Annotated in this window: 2 protein-coding genes; both read left to right on the top strand. The window is 51.3% G+C overall.

Translation table 11 applies throughout. From position 1 onward, the window contains the following. Nucleotides 1-91: 91 nt before the first annotated feature. Nucleotides 92-373 carry a type IV conjugative transfer system protein TraL gene (gene traL, locus R7190_RS26435; RefSeq protein ID WP_000805625.1) on the top strand — a complete coding sequence of 94 codons (282 nt, stop codon included), beginning with the start codon at nucleotides 92-94 and terminating at the stop codon, nucleotides 371-373. Next, nucleotides 370-857, top strand: a 488-nt coding sequence (locus R7190_RS26430) for a TraE/TraK family type IV conjugative transfer system protein (RefSeq protein ID WP_318137746.1), incomplete at its 3' end; no start/stop codon positions are given. The genes traL and R7190_RS26430, both read left to right, overlap by 4 nt.

The following is an 857-nucleotide window of genomic DNA, read 5'->3' as shown; positions in this document are numbered from 1 at the left end:
CTGGAAGTGCCCGAAAAGGGCGCGAAGCCGTGGCAGAAAATCAGTGACCCTGAATGAGAATACAGGCCACTAGGAAAAGAAGAGGGTTGCTATGAAGCCTGTAAAGATACCGCGCCGGGTCGATGAGCCCCCGCATCTGCTGTTGTGGAGCGCAGATGAGTTGGCCCCGATGCTTTTGGGGCTAACGATAGGGGTCATCATCGGTAAGGCCCTGATCTGCTTTCTGGGGGGGTTACTTGTAACCAACCTTTATCGCCGATTCAGGGATAACCATCCGGATGGATACCTGCTCCACATGATCTACTGGGCCGGGTTCATCATGACCAAGGCCAAATCTCTCAAGAATCCGTTTGTCCGGAGGTATTTGCCTTGAACCTGAAAAAGTATCTCAAGACCTGGGAAGGGACCCAAACAGAAAATAAGTGGGGACGAATCTTCCAGGGTGGTCTTATTGCTATCGTTTTCCTGCTGGTGGTCCAAGTATTCAGCAAGGAAACCATCGTCACTATCCAGCCTTTCACGCTCACGGAAGAAGCCTGGGTGACGAAAAATAACGCCTCTCAGTCCTATAAAGAGGCTTGGGGTTTCGCTTTTGCTCAGCTCCTTGGCAATGTGACGCCAGGAACCGTTGACTTTGTGAAAGAACGGATCACCCCGCTTCTCTCCCCGAGCATCTATCAGGACGTGATTGATGCCATCGAAATTCAAGCTCAACAGATCAAGAACGACCGCGTAACCATGCGGTTTGAGCCGCGTTTTGTTGAGTACGAGCCCAAGAGCGACAAGGTGTTTGTCTACGGATATTCCTACGTCAAAGGGGCTTCTTCTAACGAAGAGCGTAGCGAACGCTCCTACGA

The organism is Vibrio sp. 1078-1, assembly GCF_033340475.1.
Note: the sequence above shows the minus strand (reverse complement) of the source record. Positions and strands in the feature narration are given on the sequence as shown.